The 3,217-nt window shown below is 74.1% G+C and carries 2 protein-coding genes and 2 pseudogenes; all 4 read left to right on the top strand.

Annotated elements, in window-relative coordinates; translation table 11 throughout:
- A pseudogene (locus GT354_RS16345) lies at positions 1-659 on the top strand (hypothetical protein); the annotation flags it as partial.
- A gap of 217 nt (positions 660-876) precedes the next feature.
- Positions 877-1,773 carry a hypothetical protein gene (locus GT354_RS52605; RefSeq protein WP_202511963.1) on the top strand — a complete coding sequence of 299 codons (897 nt, stop codon included), beginning with the start codon at positions 877-879 and terminating at the stop codon, positions 1,771-1,773.
- Between the two features lie 203 nt (positions 1,774-1,976).
- The gene (locus GT354_RS16335; protein WP_161357044.1) at positions 1,977-2,696 is read left to right on the top strand and encodes a response regulator transcription factor; all 720 of its coding nucleotides are present in this window, start codon (positions 1,977-1,979) and stop codon (positions 2,694-2,696) included.
- Positions 2,693-3,217 (top strand): annotated as a pseudogene (locus GT354_RS16330) (sensor histidine kinase); the annotation flags it as partial. The gene GT354_RS16335 and the pseudogene GT354_RS16330, both read left to right, overlap by 4 nt.

Here is a 3,217-nt window from a genome sequence, read left to right as displayed (position 1 = left end):
TCGCCCCCGCGACCCGGGCCCGGCTGTACGGGCTGGGCATCGCGCTGTGGGAGGTCACCCCGCTGGCGGTGCACGCCGCCGCGACCGACGAGGCCGCGTACGACGTCCTGCTCGACGAGGCCGCGGTACTGCGCACCCACGGCGCCCGCGGCGCGTTGGCGGCCGCCCTGATGCCGCTCGCGGTGGCGGGCGCCCTGTCGGGCCGGGCGGTGGAGGCCGAGACGCACGCGGCCGAGGGCCTGCGCCTGGCCCGCTCGACCGGGCAGGGCACGCTGGCCGCGTGGTTCCTGGCCGCCCTGTCGATGGCCGCGACCACGCAGGGCCGCATCGCCGAGGCCCGCGACGGCGCGTGGCAGGCCCTGCAGCTCACCGGCACCAAGGGCCTGACCCCGGTCGGCGCCTACGCGCTGTACGCCCTGGCCGTGGTCGAACGCGTCGAAGGCCGCACCGACGCGGCCTGCGAGCTCCTCGCCACGGCCCTGTCCGCCCCGGCAGGCGCCCTGATGGAGGTCCGCATCCGCGCCGAGCTGGCCACGGCCGGCCCCAACCGCACCAAGATCGCCGCGCTGCCCCCGCGCGCCGGCGCCCACCCCCTGGCCCTCGCCCTGGACACCCGCATCACCCGCACCCCCCGACTGGTCGCCGGCACCGGCGCCTGACCGTCGACGAATCGCCGCGCCGCCGGTCCCACCCGCGCGAGCCGGGTCGCAGCGCGCCCGACGCGACGGCGCTCGCGTTGGTAGCGGAATCGGGGCTTCATCGGGGGGCGGCACAGGGTAGAGGTCAACGTGCCGGCGGTACTGTCGGAGGCCAGGCGGGGAACGGGGGTTCGCAGTGGACGCAGACCGCGACTCGGATGTGCGGTTGGGTTGGCTCGTGGCGCTCGTATCGGACGACGAGATCGCGCATCGACGTGCCCTCGATCGATACCTGCGGTCGGTGCGCGACGCCCGCGAGGCACGCCGGGCGTACGACACGCTGCTGATGCGGGTGCCCAGGTCGGTGTCGGCCGAGGACGCCGCGTGGGAGCGCTACCGTGCGGCCTGGCTGCGAACGCCCGCCGTGGCGTTGCTGGCCGAGCGGATCGCCCCCGAGGACGTGCCCACGTGGGACCGGTTGCCGTACGCGCTCGCCTACTTGGAGTGGGAGGCGCGCTTTCCGGGCGAGTGGACACGCCACGCGAAGGTGTGGAGTACCAAGCAACACCTGATCCGCCGACTCGCGGTACCCGGCCACGAGCCGGCGACCAGGGCCAGACTCGTGGACCTCGTCGAGCGCGTGGTCAACCGGCGACACCGCTGCAAGGATCGGGAGTACTCGCGCGTCGCGCGCATGGTGGACGGCCCGGACCTGCGCGAACGCCTGGAGATCGCGCGCTGCTCGGGTGAGCCGTGGGCTCGGGACCAGGCCGGCCACGTGCTGTGGCTGCTGCGCAATCCGGACGTCGCGATCAATCGCGCGAACTGGTTTCGCTGGCTGGCCGTGCACGGCACCACCGGCGGACGCGCCGCATGTCCGGACGAGAAGCCCGACCCCGAAACAGACCTCGGCCCCGACGTCGACGACCTCGACGGTCTCACTCCGGATGCCGACGACCTGGACGACCTCGCTCCCGACGTCGACGACCTCGACAACCTGGCTCCCGACGCCGCACCCGGTACCGCCCCGACCGAGGCCGATCCCGACCGTCCGCCCCCCGCCGGGCCGTCCCGCGAGGCACCCACCGAGCCGCCTGTGGATCCACCCACCGGGCCCGGCCCGAACCTGCCCTGACAGATCGTCAAGTTCTGCCCGAGCGGACGCCGTTCGCGCCGTATCGTGCTTCCTCGGCCGACTCGCACACCCGGTCCCGGTCGGCCTCGCGTTCGAATCCGCCCCCGCGCCCCGGCGTGGTGCGCGATCGGCGCGATCCACTGTCCGTTCACCCCAACACGGGTGCCGCGCCGCCCGGTTGCGGTCCCGGAGACGGAGGCCCTGTGCCGGACGATCCTCCGCATGTCCTGGTCGTCGACGACGACCCCTCCATCCGCCGTGCCCTCCAACGCGGGCTACGCCTCGCGGGCTACGCCGTCACCCTCGCCTCGGACGGCGAACGCGCGCTCGATCTGATCGCGACGGCCGCCTCCGCGCCGCAGGTCGTCGTCCTCGACGTCGCGATGCCGGGGCTGACCGGCATCGACGTATGCGCGGCGTTGCGCGCGCGGAGCGGACCCAGCGGGCAGACCCCCGTCCTGATGCTGTCCGCGCGCGACGAGATCACCGATCGCATCGCGGGCTTGGAGAGCGGCGCGGACGACTATCTCGTCAAACCGTTCGACCTGCGCGAACTGGACCTGCGGCTGCGCGCGTTGCTGCGCCGAAGGCCGGTCGTCGCGCCCGGCGCACCGGCGCTGCTGGTGGGCCCGCTGCGAGTGGACGCCGGCGCGCACACCGCGATGTGCGACGGGGCGGTCCTGGACCTGACCCGCCGTGAGTTCGCGCTCCTGGAGGTGTTCGCGCGCAACCCGGGCCTGGTGCTGACCCGGGATCAGCTCCTGGACCGGGTCTGGGGCTACGACTTCGACGTGCGTACCGACGTGGTGGACACCTTCGTCAGCTATCTGCGCCGCAAGCTGGAGGCCGACGGACGACCGCGCGTGCTGCACACCGTGCGCGGCATCGGCTTCGTGCTGCGTGTGTCGGGCAGGACCGCGTGAAACTCTCCACCCGGGTGGCGCTGTTCGTCGCCGTGCTCGTACCGCTGCTCGTCCTGGGCACCGGGTTCTTCGTCGTCCGGTGGGCCCGGCACGACCTGGTCCAGCGCCAGGATCGGGTGTTGCGCGAGCGTGCCGATCAATTGGTACAGCCGGCGCGCCTCTTGGCGCGGGCCGCGCCGGACAACCGCGACCAGTTGGCGCGGACCAGGCAGTACCGGCTGTTCGGGCTCGCCCTGGACGTCGGTCTTCGGCTCGATCTGGCCGACGGGGCGCAGGCGTTGGGCCCGCAGCCCTCCGACGCGTTCGCGCTGCCGGCCCCCTCCGCGCGGCCGATGACGATCCGTGCCGACGGACACGCGTGGCGCACGGTGTCCCGGCCGATGCCGGGCGGGACTTTGTGGGTGTTCGCGCCGGCGGAGGAACCGGCCAGGCAGGCCGACCTGTTGTGGCGGCGCGTGTACGTCGCGACGGCGTTCGCGGTACCGCTGTCCGCGCTCGCGGGCCTGGCCGCCGGCGCCGCC

Source organism: Streptomyces sp. SID3343, from assembly GCF_009865215.1.
Taxonomy (GTDB): domain Bacteria; phylum Actinomycetota; class Actinomycetes; order Streptomycetales; family Streptomycetaceae; genus Embleya.
This window is presented reverse-complemented; position numbering and strand designations above follow the sequence as displayed.